Origin of the sequence: Geomicrobium sediminis (genome assembly GCF_016908595.1) — a bacterium.
In the GTDB taxonomy this organism is placed as follows: Bacteria; Bacillota; Bacilli; order Bacillales; family Marinococcaceae; genus Geomicrobium_A; species Geomicrobium_A sediminis.
In genome coordinates this window covers 99,820-121,290 of the sequence record NZ_JAFBEC010000006.1, presented here as the reverse complement: position 1 = coordinate 121,290, position 21,471 = coordinate 99,820, and the positions used below count along the sequence as shown (strand labels likewise).

The 21,471-nt window shown below is 42.8% G+C and carries 20 protein-coding genes; 6 read left to right on the top strand and 14 right to left on the bottom strand.

What is annotated here, in order from left to right; all coding sequences use genetic code 11:
* Window positions 1-12: 12 nt before the first annotated feature.
* The 3 genes from JOD17_RS11120 to JOD17_RS11110 form a co-directional block, all read right to left on the bottom strand.
* Complete coding sequence (locus JOD17_RS11120; protein ID WP_204697773.1) at window positions 13-1,212, bottom strand: MFS transporter; 1,200 nt, start codon at window positions 1,210-1,212, stop codon at window positions 13-15.
* Window positions 1,213-1,288: 76 nt separating this feature from the next.
* A complete protein-coding gene (locus tag JOD17_RS11115) occupies window positions 1,289-1,723 on the bottom strand; it encodes a hypothetical protein (RefSeq protein ID WP_204697772.1) in 435 nt (144 codons plus the stop codon).
* 23 nt (window positions 1,724-1,746) lie between these two features.
* The gene (locus tag JOD17_RS11110; protein ID WP_204697771.1) at window positions 1,747-2,337 is read right to left on the bottom strand and encodes a hypothetical protein; all 591 of its coding nucleotides are present in this window, start codon (window positions 2,335-2,337) and stop codon (window positions 1,747-1,749) included.
* A gap of 215 nt (window positions 2,338-2,552) precedes the next feature.
* On the opposite strand from JOD17_RS11110, the gene JOD17_RS11105 reads away from it, so the two are divergent.
* The 3 genes from JOD17_RS11105 (at window position 2,553) to JOD17_RS11095 (ending at window position 6,678) form a co-directional block, all read left to right on the top strand.
* The gene (locus JOD17_RS11105; RefSeq protein WP_204697770.1) at window positions 2,553-3,134 is read left to right on the top strand and encodes a TetR/AcrR family transcriptional regulator; all 582 of its coding nucleotides are present in this window, start codon (window positions 2,553-2,555) and stop codon (window positions 3,132-3,134) included.
* Window positions 3,135-3,202: 68 nt separating this feature from the next.
* Window positions 3,203-5,497 carry a YhgE/Pip domain-containing protein gene (locus tag JOD17_RS11100; protein ID WP_204697769.1) on the top strand — a complete coding sequence of 765 codons (2,295 nt, stop codon included), beginning with the start codon at window positions 3,203-3,205 and terminating at the stop codon, window positions 5,495-5,497.
* A 191-nt stretch (window positions 5,498-5,688) separates the two neighbouring features.
* Window positions 5,689-6,678 carry a DUF6612 family protein gene (locus JOD17_RS11095; protein WP_204697768.1) on the top strand — a complete coding sequence of 330 codons (990 nt, stop codon included), beginning with the start codon at window positions 5,689-5,691 and terminating at the stop codon, window positions 6,676-6,678.
* A 60-nt stretch (window positions 6,679-6,738) separates the two neighbouring features.
* Here JOD17_RS11095 and JOD17_RS11090 read toward each other — a convergent pair whose 3' ends face one another.
* On the bottom strand, window positions 6,739-7,458 hold the full coding sequence (locus JOD17_RS11090) for a MerR family DNA-binding transcriptional regulator (protein ID WP_204697767.1): 720 nt from the start codon (window positions 7,456-7,458) through the stop codon (window positions 6,739-6,741).
* 138 nt (window positions 7,459-7,596) lie between these two features.
* On the opposite strand from JOD17_RS11090, the gene JOD17_RS11085 reads away from it, so the two are divergent.
* Window positions 7,597-10,023, top strand: a complete 2,427-nt coding sequence (locus JOD17_RS11085; RefSeq protein WP_204697766.1) for an ATP-binding cassette domain-containing protein — start codon at window positions 7,597-7,599, stop codon at window positions 10,021-10,023.
* A gap of 64 nt (window positions 10,024-10,087) precedes the next feature.
* Here JOD17_RS11085 and JOD17_RS11080 read toward each other — a convergent pair whose 3' ends face one another.
* Window positions 10,088-11,047 carry an MSCRAMM family protein gene (locus tag JOD17_RS11080; RefSeq protein ID WP_204697765.1) on the bottom strand — a complete coding sequence of 320 codons (960 nt, stop codon included), beginning with the start codon at window positions 11,045-11,047 and terminating at the stop codon, window positions 10,088-10,090.
* Window positions 11,048-11,223: 176 nt separating this feature from the next.
* On the opposite strand from JOD17_RS11080, the gene JOD17_RS11075 reads away from it, so the two are divergent.
* Complete coding sequence (locus tag JOD17_RS11075; RefSeq protein ID WP_169966280.1) at window positions 11,224-11,370, top strand: hypothetical protein; 147 nt, start codon at window positions 11,224-11,226, stop codon at window positions 11,368-11,370.
* Between the two features lie 175 nt (window positions 11,371-11,545).
* On the opposite strand, the gene JOD17_RS11070 is transcribed toward JOD17_RS11075, so the two are convergent.
* The 6 genes from JOD17_RS11070 to JOD17_RS11045 all read right to left on the bottom strand — a co-directional run bounded on the left by JOD17_RS11070 (window position 11,546) and on the right by JOD17_RS11045 (window position 17,293).
* Window positions 11,546-11,941 (bottom strand): hypothetical protein, encoded by a 396-nt coding sequence (locus JOD17_RS11070; RefSeq protein ID WP_204697763.1) that lies wholly within the window; start codon window positions 11,939-11,941, stop codon window positions 11,546-11,548.
* Window positions 11,942-12,043: 102 nt separating this feature from the next.
* A complete protein-coding gene (locus tag JOD17_RS11065) occupies window positions 12,044-12,886 on the bottom strand; it encodes a GAF domain-containing protein (RefSeq protein ID WP_204697761.1) in 843 nt (280 codons plus the stop codon).
* Between the two features lie 165 nt (window positions 12,887-13,051).
* Window positions 13,052-14,242 (bottom strand): YkvI family membrane protein, encoded by a 1,191-nt coding sequence (locus JOD17_RS11060; protein ID WP_204697760.1) that lies wholly within the window; start codon window positions 14,240-14,242, stop codon window positions 13,052-13,054.
* A 39-nt stretch (window positions 14,243-14,281) separates the two neighbouring features.
* On the bottom strand, window positions 14,282-15,394 hold the full coding sequence (menC, locus tag JOD17_RS11055; protein WP_204697759.1) for an o-succinylbenzoate synthase: 1,113 nt from the start codon (window positions 15,392-15,394) through the stop codon (window positions 14,282-14,284).
* Window positions 15,395-15,404: 10 nt separating this feature from the next.
* Complete coding sequence (locus JOD17_RS11050; protein WP_204697758.1) at window positions 15,405-16,175, bottom strand: GNAT family N-acetyltransferase; 771 nt, start codon at window positions 16,173-16,175, stop codon at window positions 15,405-15,407.
* A gap of 11 nt (window positions 16,176-16,186) precedes the next feature.
* On the bottom strand, window positions 16,187-17,293 hold the full coding sequence (locus tag JOD17_RS11045) for a M20 peptidase aminoacylase family protein (RefSeq protein ID WP_204697757.1): 1,107 nt from the start codon (window positions 17,291-17,293) through the stop codon (window positions 16,187-16,189).
* A 162-nt stretch (window positions 17,294-17,455) separates the two neighbouring features.
* On the opposite strand from JOD17_RS11045, the gene JOD17_RS11040 reads away from it, so the two are divergent.
* The gene (locus tag JOD17_RS11040; RefSeq protein ID WP_204697756.1) at window positions 17,456-18,217 is read left to right on the top strand and encodes a glucose 1-dehydrogenase; all 762 of its coding nucleotides are present in this window, start codon (window positions 17,456-17,458) and stop codon (window positions 18,215-18,217) included.
* 88 nt (window positions 18,218-18,305) lie between these two features.
* On the opposite strand, the gene JOD17_RS11035 is transcribed toward JOD17_RS11040, so the two are convergent.
* From JOD17_RS11035 to JOD17_RS11025, 3 genes are read right to left on the bottom strand one after another with little or no spacing between them, the layout of a single operon-like run.
* Window positions 18,306-18,623, bottom strand: coding sequence for a TIGR04104 family putative zinc finger protein (locus JOD17_RS11035; RefSeq protein ID WP_204697755.1), 318 nt, complete (start codon window positions 18,621-18,623; stop codon window positions 18,306-18,308).
* 33 nt (window positions 18,624-18,656) lie between these two features.
* On the bottom strand, window positions 18,657-19,220 hold the full coding sequence (locus tag JOD17_RS11030) for a GrpB family protein (RefSeq protein ID WP_204697754.1): 564 nt from the start codon (window positions 19,218-19,220) through the stop codon (window positions 18,657-18,659).
* Between the two features lie 15 nt (window positions 19,221-19,235).
* Window positions 19,236-21,386, bottom strand: coding sequence for a type IA DNA topoisomerase (locus tag JOD17_RS11025; RefSeq protein WP_204697753.1), 2,151 nt, complete (start codon window positions 21,384-21,386; stop codon window positions 19,236-19,238).
* Between the last annotated feature and the right edge of the window lie 85 nt (window positions 21,387-21,471).

Below are 21,471 nucleotides of genomic sequence, written 5' to 3'. Positions count from 1 at the left end.
AAGCATCGGCACTTATGTGTCGATGCTTTCATTACGTAAAGACTGATTTAAAAGTAAAAATAAAATTGCCACAAAAAACATAAGCACAGCCATCACAACCCAAGAAGCCGAGTAACTACCAGTCACATCCGCGATCAATCCAAACAGTGGTGGCCCCAAAATAACACCCCAAGCACCAATGCTCGTTGAAAATCCACTTGAAAGTCCCGCTTGCTCTTTGGGTACGATCTCAGTTGCGGCGTTCATCCATAAGCCGTTATATCCCGCCAGACAAAACCCGAGTACGAAGATAATTAGAACGAGTACCACTAGATTTACACCTTCAGATAACGTAGCTAACGTCACAAACCCGAGTGTAGAAATGGTCGCAATCATGCAAAGAATAATCATCCGGTTGCCTTGAAACAATCGGTCACTGACCATGCCCCAAATGACACGCCCCAATGAACCTCCAACTTCTGAAATGACCAACAACATGCCTGCGAACACAATTGAGACGAGCAAATGATTGGTCGCATACAAAATGAGGTATGTATTCAACGACATTTGACTAGCACTTAACGTCATCGCCCCGATCGTTAATAAAAGCAACCGGCGATTTGAAAACATCGATAACAGCTGTCTTGAGATTCGGACATTCTTCGTCTTAGGCATAGAAACAACCGCGTCACGGTAATAGTAATAACAGATGAGTCCGCCGATGATTAAGACGAGTGAAGACACGAATAACACAGGTCGCCAATGAAACATTTCTGATAACGGCACGAGTAGAAATGCTGCCAGCGCTGATCCGACAGTCACACCCATTTGTTTAATGCCCATCGCCGTTCCCCGTTGCAAAGAATCGAACCAATATAAGATCCCCCGCGTAGACACAGGATGGTACGCCCCATAACCAACTCCGCCAATCGCCATCAAAACGAGTACGAGCCAAAACGGGGTTGCAAACGACACTAACGAAAAGCTAATCCCTAATACGAGTGTGAGGACGAGCAGTAGACGCCTCGTTCCAACACGATCAACAAATACACCAAACGGAATAGAGGCCACGAACTGGCCAAAGAACAATGCTGCAGGCAGCATTCCAATTTGTGCATTCGTCAACTGCAGTGACTCGCCAATGAATACCCCAAGCGGTGAAACACCACGCCCGATAAACGCAATTAAGATTTGAGCGATCAGCAACCAAATGAGCATTCGCCACGGATTCATCGGGTTATTCGATGCTGACTTACCATCTTCATCTCTTTTTCACCTCACGAATCGCCACCCGTCTCAAACGAGTGGTTTAATACTCCCGCTCACTTTGACTCGTCTCTTCTTCAAAACGTTCGTCACTAAGAAAAATAGTAAACAGAGAAGCAATAAAGCCTGCTAAAAGGGCAATTCCCCATAAGCGATGCTGAATAAAAGCTTCTAAATCGTCTACTCCGGCAATAATATACGGCAATATTAGAAGATACATGGTAAAAATTAATGACGCCATTACCGCAATCGGCACCATTTTAATAATAAAACTTCGGTTATATACCACTCGCCATACCGCAACAAAAAAAGGAGGATGATGAACCCATGCAAGTTGGAACACCATAAGTGGCGCAAGGAAGACCCAAATAAATAAGTAATAACCGATAATTTCATAGACCTCAATCCAAAATGGCAACAAATGGAGAAATACTAGAAGGACGAGACTGAACGCTAGGTCGAACTTTTTCTTTCGCACACGCTCTCCCCTTTCTTCGCCTACTAAACTACGATTTCTACATACACAATAAAGACATATTCATTCGCTTGAATCATCTCTTGCAATCCTTCTTCATACCAATTGCTATTCATCTGTGAGCTTGTAAAGTTCACAAATAACGGACTACGATCTCCAATGACAATTTCTTCTGCAACGGCTGCTCCAAGTCCTTCTTCTGTGCCTGTAAATGAGGCTGTTCCTTTATACGTTCCTCCAACTTTCTCTTCATCCATCGTGCGAATCATTAGTTCAATCTCACGTTCAATGCCTGTTTCTAAGTCATTAAAAGCAAGCATCACATCATCATAATCGCCAATTGAACGATCTTCACTAAGTACGATGGCAATAGATCTAGTCAGATCATCCACAATCGAGCCGTTCTCCCACACTTCATAACTTAAAGCGATTTCTTTCGTATCCGCAGGCAAATCTTCAGCAGAAAACAGTACATGTTGATCCAAAATCATTGGTAGATAATAGTTCTCTTCTGCCGTCTGTTCCCGAGGTGACACGGTTGCTTCTTCTTGCTCAACTGATTCGCTACTGCAAGCGGTCAATACAATAACAACAGCCAACAAAAACCAATAACGCATCGTACATTCTCCTCCACTAAGATAATTCATAATAGTATAAATTCAAAGACGATAACAGTATTCCCATTCATGCTACACCCTTTTATTAACAATTCATAGACCAAATCAACGTCGAGTCCTGTACATATCTTACATTTGCACAAACTAGCTGCTGATGTTACACTGAATTGACCAAATGAACAAAACGGTCAATTATGTAAGGAGAGGTTCATACGATGATTGCGAACAAGCGTCAGTCCATCATGGATGCTGCCAAACATGCTTTCTCCTTATTCGGATATAAAGGAACAACCGTTGCTCACGTTGCAAAGGTCGCACACGTTGGGAAAGGAACCATCTATACGGAATTTACGAATAAAGAGCAACTGTTTGAGGCTGTCATGGATGAATTAATACACGATGTAGAATTGCAGTTTCACAATATTATGGAGCGTGACGGCAAAACATTAGACTTACTTCACGAAGCTCTTTATGGTGTTTTACGTTACCGTAAAGAACACAAGTTGCTCGCCCAGCTTACTGAAGAAGTTAACGTCTTCGGAACACAAGAGGCACATATGGCAATCTCTCGGGTTGAAGAGCTCATTTTGAAACAAATTGAACGTGTCGTTGAACGGGGAGCAAATCGTCGCCGTTTACTCGTAACAAACCCGAAAGTGACCGCATTTACGATTTATAAATTGTACATGGCGTTTATCGTGGATTGGGAACAAAATGAACCGCCATTAAGTGAGCGAGAATTATACGACGTTTTCAAAAACCATATTTTTGACGGCATCGCTATTCGTCAACTGTAGTAGCGATGTTTTTTTTACAATAAAATGACCATTTTAACAAATTGGTCAAACAGTTTTGGGGTGAGGGTATGAAAGGATTTCTAAATGAGTGGAAAGCCATTCTTAAAAACAAAAAAATGAGCATCGGCATTCTTGGAATTATGGTCATTCCAGTCTTGTACGGTGGCTTATTACTTTGGGCATTTTGGGATCCATACGGAGAAATTGAAAATTTACCCGTTGCGATCGTTAATGAAGATACAGGAACAGAAGTTAATGACGAATTCATTCATGCAGGGGATGAATTTGTTGAGACACTATTCGATGATGAATCCTTCCAATTTGAACTAACAGATTATGAAACTGCCCAACAAGGGTTAACCGACTTTGAGTATTATTTTTTTGTTCATGTACCAGAAGACTTTTCTGAGCACGTCACCTCTTTACAGCACGAGGACCCTGAGCAAGGTGTGCTTTATTATGAAATTAACGAAGACATGAACTTTGTCAGCAGCCAACTTGGTTCACAAGCCATTACGCAAATGGAACATGAGTTATCCCAAACGCTTACGGAGTCTTATGTCGAAGTCGCTAATGATGCATACAGCACGTTACTTGAAGCCGTTGTAGACCTTCGTGACGGGGCTTTAGAAATTGCGGACGGCACTGAATCTGCTTATGAAAATATGCAATCGCTCGTGAACGGTCTTTCCGATTTAGAAATTGGTGCAAATACGCTTCACGACGGCATCCAAGAAGCAGCACAAGGCACAGGTCAACTTGAAGAAGAAATCGTTCAGTTTAACCACCGCTATGAAACGAGTGATGAGCGTAACCAACTCATTGAACGACTCGATACGTTAGAATATGAAGTCCAACAAGCGTTGCGTTATTTGGAGAGTGAAGACTTCGCAAATCTGAGGCAGTCTTTACAATCACTCGAAACAGAATGGCAAAACGTGCGCGACACACTTCATGACGCTCAATCTACGTGGAGCGAATGGGAACACACATTAAACGAAAATCAACAAGCAATCACAAACGCAAGCAATCTTCTTGAGCAAATTGAACGCATGAATGACGGATTACAACAAGCCAATTCAACGGTTACTGATCGACTGTACTTGTTAGATGAACAGATCGACCAGTGTGAGAGTGAAGAAGAAGTGTGTGCACACTTAGAAGAGCTCTCTCATTCACTTACGCAGTTATCCGCAGATCTAGAAGAACAGACTACGAATGTCGACACGGCTGTTGACTCCATTCGTTCAACGTACGACGAAGCTTCCACTACGCTTATCGCCGGGCAACAAGAAATTTCGGAGTGGGTCGATGATGTTAATGCGAGCTTTACACAGTTGAATAACAGCTTACCTCAAGAGCTTGGCACAGGTAACTTACAACAGATGGCGATTTTTGATGAGATTACAGCAACGCTTTATACGCTTGAACATGCGTTATCTCAGACTGATGCCATCATTGAAACCATTGAAACTACTTTAAATGAAGCAACTGAAGCCGTTTCCGAGCTTCATGCTGGTCTTGAACAACTCGACGAAGGTTCAGATGAGCTTTCCTATCAAATGCACCAAGCCAAAAGCGGTGGCGAAGAAATTAAAGAAGGAATCCAAGACTTAGATGACGGTGCACATGAGCTTCATGAACACTTGACGACCCTTTCTGATGTGTTACTTGACTATGAACTTAATGAAAATCAACAAGCGTTATTGAGTTCACCAGTACAATCCGCTTCTGAAGGCGTCCAACAGGACTACTCCTACGGTGAAGGACTTGCTCCTTACTTCTTGTCGTTAGCACTTTATGTAGGTGGTCTAACTTTATCCATTATTTATCCATTCCGAGATCCCCTCGCTGCACACGAGACCGGTTGGCAATGGTTCTCTGGAAAGCTCGGAGTCGTATGGACAGTAAGTACGGTGCAAGCAGCTGCTCTACTCGCCGTCGTATTCTGGGGCTTAGATTTGAGCATTTCAAATCCGATCTTATTTAGCTTATTTTTATGGTTCTCAAGTCTTGCGTTTATGGCATTAATTTTGATGCTCGTAGCGATTCTTGATAACCCTGGTCGTTTTATCGGTATTATACTTCTGATTATCCAGCTTGGAGGAAGTGGCGGTTCATTTCCAGTTGAACTCGTACCAGCACCTTTTCAGTGGGTACACGAATGGTTACCGATGACGTATACAGTCCTGGGTATGCGTGCAACAGTTCATATGGACCGACCTGAACTTTTGTATGAAACGTGGCCACTTGTCGTTATGATGGTCATAACACTAGTGCTTACGTTCTTGTATTTCCATCTTAAGATGAAGAAACAAAACAAAGAAGCCGATTCAAATTCCGTTGAAGAACAGCCCGCCTAACAGTGCGGGCTGTTTTTTTATTACTCACCAAATGTTTTTTACTGAAAATACGATGTTTTAATCCAATTTAAACAACACTACATTTTTCCCATTTATATTGAAACCTTCTTCCTGTATGATTGGGTTTTGTTATGGTCGTATTGGTCTATGACTGATACACACGTGAAGACGTAATCTTTTAGGAGGATTTTATGAAAAAGATGAAGCTTTGGTTATCGTTGTCCACATTCGTCGTAGTTCTAGCCGCATGTAATGATAGTGATGCTGACACGAGTACAGAAGGTGAAGACGTAGAAAACGAAGCAGAAACTGAAGTTGACACTGACGAAAATGCTACCGAAGAAGAAGCAACAGAGGCTGATGGTGAAGCCGAAGAAGTTATGCGACTTTCTTACGAGGCGATGGAATCACTTGAAAGTTATCGTGGTGTCATGGACATTGCCCAAACGATTTCATTCGACGGTGAAGAAATGCCTATGGACTCAAAAATTGAAATGGACGTCATGATGGACCCGATGATGTTCGCTCAAACGATTACGACTCCTGACCCGATGACGGGTGAAGAAGTAGAAATCGAACAATACATGGATGAAGACGGTATTCTTTACATGTTTGAACCAATGATTGATGAGTGGATGAAAATGGACCTCCTCGGTGATGACTTAATGAGCATCGAAGACTTAGAAATGTCACCACAAGAACAGCTTGAGATTCTTGAACAATTTACAGAAAACATTACCTTGTCTGATGAAGGCGATCAATACGCACTAAGTGTAGAAGGCTCAGGAGATGACTTGATTGAGTTTTCGAAAGAGATCGTCGCAACGCAACAAAACGATGAGATGATGGCTGAACAAATGGAGCAGTTATTTAATGAAATGACGATCAATACGTTTGACTACGTCATGTACATTAACAAAGATACGTACTATCAAGAAGGCATTGAAATGAACTTTGAGATGGAAATGACCGAAGAAGGTGAAACGATTTCCATTAATCAACAAATGAACGGAACGTTCTCTGACTTCGACGGAATTGATACTATTGACATTCCAGAAGAAGCCATCGAAAATGCCGTAGATATTGAAGAATTCCAAGCTGAGATGGAAGCACAAATGGAAGCTGAATTCGAAGATATGGAACCAGAAGAAGAAGCTGACGAAGAAGAAAGCGATGATTAATAACAAAGACTCTGTGCCCTGTGGTACAGAGTCTTTTTCTTTTAACCTTCTTTACTCTCCTTAGTAATCATCTTCATCCTCTTGGTTTATCACTTTACAAAGGCGAATCACTTCATAAATCGCATTCATCTGCAGTCGATTCCGTTCAGAGATGTATTCTCTTGCTTGCTCAGCTGATTGCTTTGCCTTTTGCACACTATGGTGCTCCACCGCCTGAACGATTTCTCTCATCTGATCAATAAAAAAGACTGTCTTTCTCATCGTTCGTAACAATAGAATTTGCCGCACGTGGGTAGACTGGTAAATCCGATACCCATTTTCAAGGTTACGTTTCGGTGTAATGAGCCCTTCTTTTTCCCAATGGCGAATCGACGATGGGAGGACATCGGTAATTTCCGCCACTTCCCCAATCGTCATCTCTTCTTTTATGGTACCTTTTAACGATAATGGAAGTTCAGGGTTTCGAAGCATTTCTAGCGTCTGATCCGTCGTCATTTTTTCATATTGAAGATCTGCTTGCGCTTTATTCATGCGCCAAAATGCTTGATCTTGATTGCCGTTCTTAATATCTAGTACCACTTCGCTCGTCAATGCATGACCGAATGCTGGGAACATCGCGCGCAAACAACGGAAATAGGCTAAATGAACATCGGTATATTTGCGATAGCCATTTTCAAACCGCTCAGGCTTCGGCACAATTCCCCACGATTCATAATGTCGCAAAGCACTCGTACTGACCCCAACGATTCTTGCAATCTCAATCGGTTTATACACTTTCATCTCTATATCCCTCACTTAGAACCTTTAAGTACCATGACAATGTTTTTATTATATAGCAAGGGATTAATCGACGAAAGTTCTCTACTTGCATTACTGTTATATGATTGGTCTTGCACATCAACTTCTAGGAGGTCTTAAATGAATAATTCAATCCGTATTGAAGGCGCACGAGAGAATAATCTAAAGAACATCACTCTCGACATCCCCAAAAATCAATTTGTTGTCGTAACCGGACCATCCGGATCAGGCAAATCAACGCTCGCCCTCGACTTGTTGCAACGTGAATGCCAACGACAATATTTAGAATCTAGTGGTTTGTCTGCAGAAGCCATCCAAAAACCTAAAGTCAATCGCATGATTGGGTTGTCACCATCGATTTCTATCGGGCAACACGTGACAAACCGCAATCCTCGTTCAACAGTAGGAACGGTCACGGACTTGTATACGTACCTACGTCAAATCTTCGCACAAAAAGGGGAAATGACTTGTTCAAGTTGCCATCAAATCCTACCTGCGCGTGCGAGTGGTGAACAAGCTCCAACGGTTACTTGCCCCCATTGCAACGCTTCGCTCCAAGCGTTGACAAAGGCAGATTTCTCATTTAACACAATGGACGGTGCTTGCCCGACATGTACGGGACTCGGCACCGTCGTCAACATCGACCTTTCACTCGTGTTTGAGCAAACGAAGAGCTTACAAGAAGGGGCTGTTACCTTTTGGCACCGGTCAATTATTGACCATTATGTACACTCCATTGTAAATGCAAGTAAACAGTACGATTTAACAATTACAGGGGATAAACTTCTTCAAGAGTATACCGAAGCCGAATGGCATCTGCTTTTATATGGCACAGACAGTGATTCGTTCATTCAACACTTCCCAAATGTGAAGCCACCAAAAACGGTTGCAAAAGGGAAATTCGAAGGAATCATCACCGGCATGTGGCGAAGATATCACGAAAAAGACGGAAAATCTGCAGAGGCAGCACTTTTTTATAGCCATACATGCTCTCGTTGTCACGGTGAGCGCCTTCGTGAAGATGTACGAAAAGTCACCGTACAAGGAAGGCGGTTACCAGAGTTATCACTTGCGCCTCTTCATGATGTACTCGACTGGATTCATCATGTAGAAGAGGTTTATGAGAAAGCTGAAGATGAACTTCTTTACACCGTCACAAATGATTTCCGCGTACGCTTACAACGAATCATTCATGTCGGACTTGGTTATCTAACCTTGGACCGCCAAGCGATCACTTTATCAGGTGGAGAATCTCAACGACTAAAGCTAGCTTCGATTTTAGGTTCTGGACTAACTGGTGTCCTTTATATTCTTGATGAACCGACCGCAGGCCTTCACCCAAAAGATACGAGCGGATTAATTTCGATAATGAAACAGTTACGAGATTTAGGAAATACTGTGCTCGTTATTGAACACGATGAACTCGTTATGCATGAAGCTGATCACCTCATTGACATCGGACCCGGCGCTGGAAGAAAAGGCGGAGAAGTCGTTGGACAAGGAACCGCCCAAGAACTCATGCAAAACCCTTCTTCCCCAACGGGAACGTTATTAAATCAAAAGCAATCACTTCCTGCAAGACGACGAAATGGAAATGGAAACTATGTCACCATTACAAAAGCGAATGCGAACAACTTGAAAAACATCACCGCAAACATCCCACTCGGAACGATCACAAGTGTTACCGGTGTGTCTGGTTCGGGAAAGTCTACGCTTGTGTTTGATGTACTTGCAAAAAACAAAGGCTGTGAAAAGATCGTTGGCCTAGATGCAGTCGACCATGTTATTCAAGTTGGGCAATCCCCGTTAACACGTATGCAGCGTTCGAATGTAGCAACCTTTATGGACTTATTCACTTTGTTACGTACTCAATTTGCTGCACAGCCAAAAGCAAAAGAACTTGGTCTGAAAACGAAGGATTTTTCGTTTAATACTGCTGGTGGCAGGTGTGAACAGTGCGAAGGACTCGGGCAAGTTGATGTGAACTTAAGCTTCTTGTCCGACATGAAAGTTACCTGCCCAAGTTGTAAAGGGCAACGTTTTCAAGAGCATGTCCTCTCTGTACAATTCAAAGAACATTCAATTGCTGACCTTCTGAACTTAAGTGTTGAACAATCGATTACGTTTTTTGAAACGAAAAGCAAGATGAACACATTACTTCAACTTCTCATCGATGTTGGCTTGGGCTACTTAAATTGGGGGCAAGCACTTACAACCTTATCAGGTGGTGAAGGACAGCGATTAAAGCTCGCCAAAGAATTGAGCCAAGCAAAAAAAGGTCATACTCTGTATTTGCTCGACGAACCGACAAGCGGTTTACACATGACAGATATTAAACACTTGCATACGTTACTTTCCAAACTCGTTGATGCGAATAACACTGTTGTTGTCGTTGAGCATCACACGATGATGATTGAAAGTAGCGACTGGGTCCTCGACCTTGGACCTTTTGGAGGTCATCAAGGAGGAGAACTCATCGCCTCAGGGAAACCAGACGAAATCGCAAAACACCCTGAATCAGTCACTGGACAATTTCTTTTTAGATAACCATAATAACCCCCTCTAGTCTTAGACTAGAGGGGGTTAACTTGAAGCGGGGCAGATATGCTCGTTACTGTAATTCATTTAGAATTGGATAGCCATCACCAGGAACATTGTTAATGATGATTTCACCGTCTTCCTTCACGATCACTGGAAAATCAGTTTGAATAGGAGCAAAACCTGCAGGTGGTATAGCTTCTCTGATTACGTATTGTCCAGGAAGTACATTGGAGAATCTAGCAACACCATCGAAATCGCTAACCTGAACATCTCGTACTTCTCCCAAATCATTTATTAATTCAAACAACGCATCTGATAGTCGTGTACCGTCAACACTCAATTTCCGCACGAAAAATTCAAATCTAGCCCTTTCATTCGTTGCTACAAATTCAGACAATTCCACTTGCCCGACGGTGATTGTTCCATCATTAGTCACGATTACCTCAAGTGGGACATTGTTGTCAACGTATCCTGGCGGGGAAGAGATTTCTACTAACACATAACGTCCTGGTGGTACGACACCGAAATCCACGAGCCCATCAGCATTTGAGGTCACGGTACGAACAGTACCGAGCGCATCAGTTAGTGTGTACGTCGCCCGACTTAACGGTTGCCTCGTCTCGTTGTCTACTTTTAAGAATGCCAGTTGAAAGACCGGGACATTTTCAAGCGTCAATTCGTTCGTAAGCACACCGTTCATATAAATCTCAACGGCAGACTGGATCGTAATTGTTACTAGATTCGTTGTCTCTTGATACCCTGGCAACCCGATTGTTTCTTCAAGTTGATACTCGCCAGGTGATAAATCACTAAAGCGCACTTCTCCATTTTCGTTCGTAACTTCTATTGCAATTTCGGTATTACCCTGGAACAACGTAAACGTTACACCTGCAAGCGGCAACCCTGTCGTTACGTCAATTTTCCGAATTAAAAACGATGCGAATTGTTCTTCAGGGGGACTGGACTCAACGAACCCGGGTCCATTAATCAAATTGTTGTTGATTTGAATCCTTCTTTCTCTACCTCCCATTGTTTCACCTCTTCATTGTTTACGATAGATTATGCAGAACCTTGTCTTCATGACTCGGCGTATAACAGAGATCGAATGACACAAGAAAAATTAACTTTGTTTCAACGCTTTTCATTTCGGGAACTTTATGTAAAAGTAGAAGAGGAAATCAACATCAAAGAAGGGGGGCGGATTCCGTGGATCTTATCACCATTATCGTCATCGCAATCATGGTCATTTTCGTTTTCCCACTCGTAATGAGAGGCGTTGGCTGTTTAATTCGTTCCATTGCTAGCTTCGTCTTAATCGCTGGTGCGATTGTTTTATTAACGACGTTCTTATAATCGGACGAACGTTGTTCGAACAAAGAATGCAATGCACAACCGACAATATATAAGAAAAAGAAAAGACTCTCCGTAACCAAAGTGGCGGAGAGTCTTTTTTCTTACTCTTGTGGATCCATATGAGTATGGCACCATCGCTTTTTACGACAACTTAGAATAGCTCTTGTATAGGTGTTTAAATCCGGCGGGACTCTGTTACATAAAACCCAAAAGTCACTACTTCGATGTTACAACGAAGGGGTTTTCTACTTGCCCGATCAACCTTGCACCATCCTGCTATCCTCTTGACACCCTTCGCTCCTCTTGCACCACACTCCACTCCTCTTGCTACACCATGCCCAGCTCTTGCACCACCACGCGCTCCTCTTGCTACACCACACCCAGCTCTTGCACCACCACGCGCTCCTCTTGCTACACCACGCCCAGCTCTTGCACCACACTCCACTCCTCTTGCTACACCATACCCAGCTCTTGCAACACCCCACACTCCTCTTGCTACACCACGCCCAGCTCTTGCACCACACTCCACTCCTCTTGCTACACCACGCCTAGCTCTTGCACCACACTCCACTCCTCTTGCTACACCACACCCAGCTCTTACACTCCGGCACTGTACATACCAAAAAAAGCGAGCCCGTCTACAGATAGATGGGCTCGCTTTGAATAGGCACGATTAATGGATCGTTTTTTTAAGTTCATATCCTAAATTTGAAAAGGCATCAGATAGATTCTGAACGTAGCCGACTTCTAATTCAAACAACCGATTGTTAATGTACGAGTGTTCAGCAAGGCTAATTGGTACGCCGGACAACATCACTTGGACACCCATTAGCTTTAATGCATTTACGAGTCTCTCAAGTAGATTTATAAACGATTGATCGGTCCGATTCATTTGCGACAAGTCGATGGCAATGTATTGAACCTTTTCGCGGGCAACGTAAGTAAGTGTTTCTTCAATAATCATCAGTTCGCGCTTTTCATTAATGTTCCCTTGTAATGCTAATACGGCTAATTGATTTGAAACAGGGATGATTGGTGCGCTAAGAAGTTTCATATCTTCATACGCTTCATCCAATTCAATCATATAACTTAGAACGCCTGCCACCATTTTCATAAACTCCACTTGTTCTTTAGAGAAAGCTTTCTCATTACGGTCCATCACACATAATGTACCGAATGGCTTACCGTTTTTCCGATGTAAAGAAACACCAAGGAATGCTTTCACTTGAAACTGCTCAGTTACCGTTCGATCCTTCGTTTCAACATCAGTGAACAAATTAGAAACTGAGCGTACTTGATCAGGGTTCTCTAACACGAGTTTACAATTCGAGTCTTCATAATTTACGACGACATCTGAAGGGACAATTTCTTCTGTCTTGTTATGAGAATTAAGCACCGTCATCACATTGTCATCTCTTCTAGCGACATAAGCTGTGTTTACTTCGAGCTCATCGACAATTAACTCAAACAATTGATTGGAAACATCTACAAGTGATTCATGTGGATTTGGGATCATACTACAGTCGAACTCCTTAGAATAAGTTACACACAGTATAACACTTTATACTTCAACTGCCTTTTTAAACGATTTGTTTTTTTCTTCATTCTTGAAAAATCATACCGAACTCTAGTCAAAATAAAGAAGGGCTAATGATCAACTTCCCATCACTAACCTCTTTTTTTACCCTTGTGCATCAACATTCGATTTCTTTTGCTTATCCCAATACGACTTTTTCCATTGTGGCTTTATAATCCGGTAAAAACCGATTGTGAGTAACGGCAAGCCAAAGATGGCAATCATTGCATAAGCCATGAACGTATAGCCGTAAGCAATGAGATCAATAATCCCAACTTGCGCTAGCAAAAAGGCAGACACGAGCGTTCCAACTGACACAATCGCACGCTTTTTCCCAGAGAGTGGTGCCTTCCCAAACTCCTCGAATTGCTGGTCGACTCTCGTAATAAAAGCATGAATCATTCCCGTCGCCGTTTCGATCAATGTCCATCCGACGATAAAACCAAAGAGTATCATGACCCATAACCCATATCCATCAAGCATCACGAGCCATGGGACAGAAGAACCGAGTACCGCTTCATCTGGGTAGAACCCGAGTAATGCAAAGTAAGTGAGAAACCACGGACTCGTCATTAAGAAACCTGCAATGAGCCCAGAAACAATCGTTTCTTTTACTGATTTTTGTCGTTTAATTGTAAAGAGCGCTGCTGGGTAAACGGCTAAATTGTACCCGACGTAAATGACTCCTGTCCACAACACCATCCAAATGCTAATTTCACCGGGGATAAAGCTCGTATCCCCTGTACGAAGAACTTCAGCTGCGTTTTCCCACGTCGAGGAAATCACGAGGATGCTAAAGAACACATAACCAACCATAAGCGAGATCGTTCCAATTGTTTTGAACTTCTCAATGAGGCGGTCACCATAGAAATTCAACCAACCGACGAGCACCATCATAATGACAATTCCAATCCAATTCGGAATTCCCATCGTCTGATTAAGAATTTCACCTGTTGCTGATGCGACAATTGAAATGATTAATACGGCAAGTAAGAGATAGACGATATCAAACAAAAACCAAAAGGGTCCAATCAATTGCTTTAGAAGCGACCGATAATCAAAGACTTGGAATTTTCTTGCCATTTCAAATGTAAGTATGGCCATCACAGAAAACCCGATAAAAATCATGATGCCCGTAATCCAACCGAGTGCCCCAAATCCTGCACCGTACTGCACAATTTCCCGACCGGTTGCGTAACCGCCACCGATCAATACACTTTGAAGTAAGATGGCCGGTAAAAAATAACGGCCAAATCCCCCATCCATAAATGAAGCTCTCTCTTTTTTCTGAGCCAACGGGCTCTCCCCCTTATGATGTCTACATACGTCCTGTTGTTAGTCTAGCTCAATGGTTGAACGATCCACCGTAAATTCTTCAAGTGCTTCTTCATTAATGTCATAACCAATTCCCGCTCCTGTCGGAACTTGAATAACCCCATTTTCGGCAACGACTTCTGGTGAAATGATGTCTTTATGCCAATAGTTTGCTGAACTAGCTGTATCACCAGGTAAAATAAATTGCGGCAATGTCGTCAATGCAATGTTGTGAGCACGCCCGATCCCAGACTCTAGCATTCCCCCGCACCAGACTGGAATATCTTGTTCTTTGCAGTAGTCATGAATTCGCTTCGCTTCAGTTAATCCGCCAACTCGACCAATTTTTATATTAATAATTTTGCAGCTTCCGAGTGCGATTGCCTTTTTCGCATCCGCTAAAGAGTGAATGCTTTCGTCTAAGCAAATCGGCGTTGTCATCGCTTCTTGCAGTAGACGATGATCGATAATATCATCGTGTTCAAGCGGCTGTTCAACCATCGTTAAGTTCAAATCATCCAGTTGTTTCAAATGATCCAGATCTTCAAGCGTGTACGCTGAGTTTGCATCTCCCATCATTTGAATGGTAGGAAATTGCTTCCTTACTTCACGAAGCACATCGATGTCCCAGCCTGGCTTGATTTTAATTTTTATTCGCTTATACCCTGCATCAACATGGGATTGGACCGTTTCAATTAAGTCCTCAACTGAATCTTTAATTCCGATACTCACGCCAACGTCGATTTGCTTCGCAACGCCTCCTAGTACTTCTGCTAACGGTTTATTTTGTTGCTTTGCATACAAGTCCCAAATGGCCCCTTCTACCGCTGACTTCGCCATGTTATTACGTCTAATAAACGCAAATCGCTCACTTACTTCTTCTGGATGAGTGATCGGTTTTTCTTGTAATGCTGGCACGAGAAATTTCTCGATCATATGAACGTTCGTATCAACGGTTTCTTCGTTGTACCACGGGCTTGCAAACGCAACCGACTCCCCGTAGCCAACCTTTCCATCGCCATCACGTACTTCTATAATTAGAAATTCACGATCCGTGAATGTTCCAAAGCTCGTCGTAAACGGAGCTTTTAAGGCCATGTTAAGTCGTCTAATTGTTACTTGTTTAAGATTCATTGTATCGCCTCTATTTCGTCAGTTTGTAGTAGGTCGTCTCGTTGTTAAGATCATTTTTAACACCGGTTGCAACGTAGCCCGCTTGAAACAATTCCACAAAGCGCTGTTGTGTTTCAAACCGCCACGCTTTTGCTAGCTCAAAGTTCTCTTCTTTGATTTGTTGGAAGTTACTCGGTACGGCGATGTAGTACGGTTCATTCGACTCTCTGTCAAAAGAGTTGTGCTCTTTTGGATGGCCATTGTTATTACGTAGTAGAAGATGAGTGTCACTGATCACGACTTCTTCAACAGCCGTTGACTTCGTTAAATCCCACTCAATTATCATTCGATCTGTCGGTAGACCTGTATTAAATTCATCTGCCATCTCACCATAATGATTGACCTTATAATGAGCACCGATTGCTCGTAGCTTTTGGATGTTTAAGTACGCATTTGGTGTTTCCAACGGGTCAAACGTCCACGTAATTTTTTGATAGTCTCGTTCTTTAGCAAGCTCGGCTTGTCTTTGCTTCATTAAGACGCCAATGCCACGCTTACGATAGTCCGGAAGAAAACCTAACATGTGAGAACATAAGTACACGTCCCCTTCGACAAACCCTGGAAAGCTATACAAAAACCCAATCATTTTCTCATCATCATAAGCACCGAGAATAATCCCACCATTTTTAAGTACCGTGAACGTTTGATGGACTTGTAACGGCTCCATTTGCCAGACCGCTTCTTCTACGTCCATCATCTCTTCTAATTCTTCCATCGTCGTAAGTTCTCGGATGGTAATCATGCTTGTTCCTCCTAAATATCTACCGTAGTCATCGCTTCTGTTAGGATTTTAATTGCTGGCTCCATTTGTTTATGATCGAATGTCATATGAGGGTGATGTAACCCTGGAGATAAATCGCAACCAACTCCTAACATCGTCGCTTTTAATTCGGGATTTTTTATCGTGTAAAAATGAAAATCATCGCCTCCAGTCGTCACAAGACGAGGCTTTAATGATTCTTGTCCAACAGTTGTAACAATTGCTTCTGATAATGCTTGCTCCGCTTGAGTAGAAATGACAGCTGCTGCGACATTTGCGCTCGTTGTTAATTCTATCTGTACGTTATGTAGCGTTTCAAGTGAAGATCTAAATCGTTCGATATGAGCGATCACTTCTTCCATCGTCTCATTCGTTTGTGCACGAACGTCAATCGAAAACGTTGCGCTTCCCGGAATAATGTTCGGGCTTTTCCCACCCGCGTGGAACGTCGTTAACTTCGCTGAATACGGGTGCATCGGATTAATCTGCATTGAATTTAGCTGTTGGAACAAATCCATGCCGACTTGAATACTGTTTGCCGTCAAGTGTGGTCTCGCACCGTGGGCGTCTTCTCCACGAATCGTGCCGTTTATAAAGCGAGCTGCTCCGTGCTGAATGGCTGGTGCGAACTCCCCTGCGCGTAACTCTTGTATCGGTCTAAGGTGCATACCGAACAAGATGTCTACGTCATCGACGACACCTTTCTCAATCAACGCTAATGCTCCTGTTCCCTTTTCTTCTGCTGGTTGGAAAATAAACCGGTACGTTCGATCAAGGGATTTTCGTTCAAGAAGCTTAAACAGCACACCTAACACCATTGTCATATGAGCATCGTGCCCACACGAATGATTTGGTCTCCACTCTCCATCAACTTCTTGATAAACCGCATCGATGTCAGCTCGCAGTGCGACAACGGGTCCGCCACTGCCTACATCGACAACAAGTCCTGTAAGATCATCAAACGTCTTCACCTTAATGCCCGATTCTTCAATAACTTTCTTCAGAAACGCTGTCGTATTTACTTCCTCATTACTCATTTCAGGATTTTGATGCAAATATTCAAACATCTCTTGCAGTCGAGGTTTACGTTGCTCACCCATGATTGATCGTCACATCCCCTTCTCAACTTTCGCTTTTTTCTGATAAAGATAATGTCTATCTTACCTCAATTATTAATTCTGGTAAATACAGTGCTATACTTTTGTTGAATAATAGTTTGCTGGGCATACTCTGATATGAATTCATAAGGAGGAAACATCACAATGACTAAATTAATGGATAACAAAGTTGGGATCGTCACTGCAGGAGGAAACGGCATCGGCCGTGCAAGTGCACTTCTTTTCGCAAAAGAAGGAGCAACTGTCGTCGTTTCGGACATTAACGAAGAGATGGGGAAAGAAACGGTACAGTTAATTAAAGACGCCGGTGGTGAAGCAACTTTCTTCCCATGCAATGTTGCAAATGAAGAAGAAGTAATTCAACTCGTCCAAACGACAATTGACACCTATGGAAGGTTAGATTTCGCTCACAACAATGCAGGTATTGGAGTGCCTCAAGCGAGAATTGTTGAATCAAAAGGCGAAGACTGGGATCGTGCGATGGACGTAACAGCAAAAGGCACGTATTACTCGATGAAACATGAGATTCCAGCCATGTTAAAGTCTGGAGGTGGTGCAATCGTAAACACCGCTTCTACTGCTGGCCTACTAGGCGTTGAAAACATGGGTGGCTATAGCGCGTCAAAATGGGCGGTCAATGGGCTTACGAAATCGATTGCACTAGAGTACGGCAAACAAGGCATTCGAGTGAACTCGATCTGTCCAGGGATGACGATGACCGCAAGTGTTAAACAATGGGAGGAAGCGGCTCCCGAACAAGCCGAGCACGTAAAGAACGCCATCCCACTCGGCAGAATTGGAGAGGCAGAAGACCAAGCTCAAGCTGCAGTCTGGCTCTGTTCAGACCGCGCTGCTTACATTACCGGCGTGAACTTAGCTGTTGATGGTGGACAAACTGCGCAATAAACAGACCAAAAAATCCCTTCTACGTAGAGCACAACTACGTTGGAGGGATTTATCATCTAACTTAAATCATATAACGAGTCCCTTCAACTTACGATTGAAGCGGCTTAGCATTTGTCACAGTAATGGATCGTGGATAAAAAACGATAAAAATCACAACGATCAGAAGCAAGTAAAGAATAAAAGACCAAAACGGCAAGGACATCCATAAATTTAATAGACCGTAAACGATTAACATGATGAGAGGGAAAAAGATCCACACCTTGTTGCGTTTGAGTGACTTCGCATCCAAAAATTGTAATTCATCACAATAAGGACAGTTCATTCCTAAATCCACATCAATGGCACTCGTTTTGACGATCGTTTGTTTAAGACGCCAACGCTTGTTGCACGATTCACAACGGGGCACACCGCTCACCACCTCTTTTTGTTGCCTCAAAACTTAGCGATTTGCTTTATGAATGATCTCTTCCACAACTTCAGATTTTGCATCCGCGTAATGTTGAACATGTCGCCATGTACGCGTTGATAATTCTTGCTTTTTCTCTTTATACTTTATGAAATCTTCTTCATTTGTCCGTAAATGATCACGAAAAGTGAGCATTCGTCCGGTTTCCTCACAACCCTCACTAAAGACATGAAGATTTACACCTTCGTCGTTTCGTTTTAACAGGCGATGTTCATACCAATCGGGTTCACGTATGACAAGTTTATAACCGATGGATTCGAGTGCCTGTACATAACGTGATTCATTCGCTGAGTCATGAACGACCAATAGGATATCAATAATCGGCTTGGCACTCATCCTTGGAATTGACGTTGAACCGACGTGTTCAAGCTGAACAACCGCGCTCTGTAGCGCACGATAAATCTTCTCTTCTTCTAGTTGATATTGTGCGGGCCATGTAGGATTGTATTCATGTAACTCAATCGTGTTATTGTGAGGCTTCCGCTCACCAACTGTGACCGCTTGTAACTCCTCATCGCTTCTTACTTGGTCTCTCATCACGAACCTCCGATTTTATGTTTTACGTTTCGCATTGTTCATAGGTTTCGCGTCGAAATTAAACTCAACTTTCCCTTCTTTTAACGTCAGCCCTGCTCGGAATGATTTACCTGCCTTGCTTTTAAATCCCCTCAGCTGACTCGTGCTTCCTTTTGTTAGTAATCGCTTGGCGCTCGCTTCACTTAATGTTTTCTTCGCAATCGTTTTTGGTAAAACGAACTTACACTTCGTTTCGCGATAGCCAGAACATCCGTACACACGACCTTTACTAATGACTGGTGAGCCACATAATGGACACGGTCCAATCCCTTCTGATTTCGCCTCTTGCATGAGTGATTCCTTTTTAAACGTCACTTCTTTTAATGACGCAGGGGCATTATGGATCAATTGATCGATGAATTGATGGATATTTGCGATGAACGTTGTGCCTTCTTTTTCTCCTTTTCCAATTTGTCGCAAGAACAACTCCCATTCCGCAGTCATATCAGCTTTACTTAATAAATTCCCCTCTACCGCTTGGCAAAGGATTTTTCCTTTTTCAGTGACGTTGACTTGGTTTTTAGAAACGGTAATGTACGTGCGACTTTTAAGCGTCTCAATAATACTTGCTCGTGTCGCACCTGTACCGATACCTGTTACTTCGTCGAGTATTGCTGTATTTTCTTCATCTTCAACATGCTTGCCCGCAGACTTCATTAACGGAATTAATTGACCCTCCGTGTACAGTGACGGTGGCTTTGTCTCGTCGGCTACGGTTTTCATGACTGTATCGACTCGTTCACCGACTTCCATCACTGGTAGAGATGGCTCTTCTTGTTTTTGTCGTGGTGAAAGTAACGCTTTCCAGCCCTTCTCGCGATCAACTTTTCCTTTTGCATGTAAACGAAGTCCAAATAGATCGACTTCAACATTCGTTTCTTCGAACTTATAAAGTGGTGCAAACATCGCAAGTGTCGTAAGAACAACTTCTTTATAAATGTTTAGTTCTTCTGTTCGTAAAGAAGCGAGTCTCTTTTCAGTAGGAATCGTCTTAGTTGGAATAATTGCGTAGTGTTCCTGCACCTTCTGATTGTCCACATACCGCTTGCGCGGTTGAGGAAAAGCCGGTTCAAAGTTGACACCGACCGCATTCATGTACGCAGACAACTTCGACTTTAAGTATGAGAATTCGGCAGTCGTAATATGATTACTTTCCGTCCGCGGGTATGACAATAACTTCTTTTCGTAAAGACTTTGCATCACCTTAAGCACCATAGACGGACTGTACTTCCATTTACGGTTAGCTGTTGCTTGAAGTGTCGCAAGGCTGTGTAAAACAGGCGAGGGTAGTTGCTTGTCCTTTTTATTTAGTACAGCAATACTTCCTTCATTCTCACGCTCAATGCCATGTTTTTCGTACAATGCCAACACTTCTTGTTTCGTCTTTAAGCGCTCTTTATATTTCGCTTTAAATGTTCCGTTTTTGGCGGTAACGTCCGCTGTAATCTCAAAGTACGGTTCTGGCTTAAAGTTCTCAATTTCACGTTGACGTAAGTAGATTAAATACAACGTTGGCGTTTGTACACGCCCAACAGAAAACGTGTCATGGACACCTTGTTCTTGCAGCAACAGTGAGTACAAAGGGCTGGCATTCATTCCGACGAGCCAATCACCAATCTGACGAGCTTTCGCTTCTTCGTACAATGACACGTACTTTTCGCCAAGTTGCAAGTTCTTAAATCCTTCTCGAACGACGTCATTTTCTTGAGAATTGATCCACAACCGTTTAATCGGTACCGAGCGTTTAACAGCTGCTTTGTCGATAATTAACCGCGCAATGTTTTCCCCTTCTCGGTCTGGGTCGGTCGCAATGACAATCTCAGACGCCTTCCTTAACCATTGTTTTACGATTTGAAACTGTTCTTGTTTGCTTCGTGGTACTTGAAACTCTATTTTCTCTGGTCGAATCGGTAAGCTTGCTAAACTCCAACGCTTCCATTCTTTCTTGTAATAGCCCGGCAAACAAAGTTCAACGAGGTGACCGACTCCCCACGTTAAAATCGCTTCTCCTTTAAAAAAACGATCATCTTCAATGATGATGTACCCTTTTTTCTTAGTTGTCTTTGAAAATACGGCCGCATAACTTCGTGCTTGGTCTGGTTTCTCTGCCAAAATTACCGTCGTCAAACGTATTCCTCCCTGACGTTATACTCTATGTTGTCATTATACTAGACAGCTAGACGTTGAAACATCTCAATTCAAAAACAAAACG

Excerpts from the sequence above, each read along its gene's own strand:
- JOD17_RS11120 (WP_204697773.1), bottom strand. The coding sequence starts at position 1,212 with ATGAATCCGTGGCGAATGCTCATTTGGTTGCTGATCGCTCAAATCTTA.
- JOD17_RS11110 (WP_204697771.1), bottom strand. The coding sequence starts at position 2,337 with ATGCGTTATTGGTTTTTGTTGGCTGTTGTTATTGTATTGACCGCTTGC.
- JOD17_RS11105 (WP_204697770.1), top strand. The coding sequence starts at position 2,553 with ATGATTGCGAACAAGCGTCAGTCCATCATGGATGCTGCCAAACATGCT.
- JOD17_RS11100 (WP_204697769.1), top strand. The coding sequence starts at position 3,203 with ATGAAAGGATTTCTAAATGAGTGGAAAGCCATTCTTAAAAACAAAAAA.
- JOD17_RS11095 (WP_204697768.1), top strand. The coding sequence starts at position 5,689 with ATGAAAAAGATGAAGCTTTGGTTATCGTTGTCCACATTCGTCGTAGTT.
- JOD17_RS11090 (WP_204697767.1), bottom strand. The coding sequence starts at position 7,458 with ATGAAAGTGTATAAACCGATTGAGATTGCAAGAATCGTTGGGGTCAGT.
- JOD17_RS11085 (WP_204697766.1), top strand. The coding sequence starts at position 7,597 with ATGAATAATTCAATCCGTATTGAAGGCGCACGAGAGAATAATCTAAAG.
- JOD17_RS11080 (WP_204697765.1), bottom strand. The coding sequence starts at position 11,047 with ATGGGAGGTAGAGAAAGAAGGATTCAAATCAACAACAATTTGATTAAT.
- JOD17_RS11065 (WP_204697761.1), bottom strand. The coding sequence starts at position 12,886 with ATGATCCCAAATCCACATGAATCACTTGTAGATGTTTCCAATCAATTG.
- menC (WP_204697759.1), bottom strand. The coding sequence starts at position 15,394 with ATGAATCTTAAACAAGTAACAATTAGACGACTTAACATGGCCTTAAAA.
- JOD17_RS11050 (WP_204697758.1), bottom strand. The coding sequence starts at position 16,175 with ATGATTACCATCCGAGAACTTACGACGATGGAAGAATTAGAAGAGATG.
- JOD17_RS11045 (WP_204697757.1), bottom strand. The coding sequence starts at position 17,293 with ATGGGTGAGCAACGTAAACCTCGACTGCAAGAGATGTTTGAATATTTG.
- JOD17_RS11040 (WP_204697756.1), top strand. The coding sequence starts at position 17,456 with ATGACTAAATTAATGGATAACAAAGTTGGGATCGTCACTGCAGGAGGA.
- JOD17_RS11030 (WP_204697754.1), bottom strand. The coding sequence starts at position 19,220 with ATGAGAGACCAAGTAAGAAGCGATGAGGAGTTACAAGCGGTCACAGTT.